Origin of the sequence: Streptococcus sp. 4155 (assembly GCF_013276695.1) — a bacterium.
Classification (GTDB): Bacteria; Bacillota; Bacilli; order Lactobacillales; family Streptococcaceae; genus Streptococcus; species Streptococcus pseudopneumoniae.
On sequence record NZ_VMLM01000134.1, the window covers coordinates 1 to 741 of the forward strand.

Below are 741 nucleotides of genomic sequence, written 5' to 3' on the forward strand. Positions count from 1 at the left end.
CAGTGATGATATTGAGCTTGTTAAAATCTTGCGCAATGAAACTCATCTTTCCCTTGGTGAACTCATACTCGTCCCATGATATAATCTCCGGAAGGCTATTGTAAAAAAAATAAAATTAGGTTATAATGACTTCTGATAAATGATTTTACTACAAAAGGTTGGGTTAACTAAGGTGATGTTATGAAAACAGGGGCGTTAAGAATTTATTTTGGTTATGCTGCAGGAGTTGGAAAAACCTATGCTATGCTTAGAGAAGCGCAGCGAGCTCAAAAAGCTGGAGTAGATGTGGTAGTAGGTTACATTGAACCTCATAATCGACCTGAGACTATGGCTTTACTGATTGGTCTTGAGCAATTATCTCCTAAAACAATAAAATATAAAGGTATCACCTTAAATGAGTTTGATATTGATACTGCTTTAAGGCGTCAACCACGCATTATTTTAGTGGATGAATTGGCTCATACTAACTGTTTTGAGTCACGTAATAAAAAGAGGTACCAAGATATTAAGGAACTGCTTTATGCAGGGATTGATGTCTATACTACTGTAAATGTCCAACATATTGAAAGTTTAAACGATGTGATTGAAGCTATTACAGGGATTCAAGTTAATGAGATAATTCCAGATGCTATTTTTGATCAGGCTGATCAGATTGAACTTGTAGATATTGACCCATCAGATTTACTTGAACGATTGGATAAAGGAAAAATTTATTCTAAATCGCAAGCTAAATTGGCCAAG

General features: G+C 35.1%; 1 pseudogene. It reads left to right on the forward strand.

What is annotated here, in order from left to right:
- Nucleotides 1-180 precede the first annotated feature (180 nt).
- Nucleotides 181-741: pseudogene (locus HT715_RS11585) on the forward strand (histidine kinase); the annotation flags it as partial.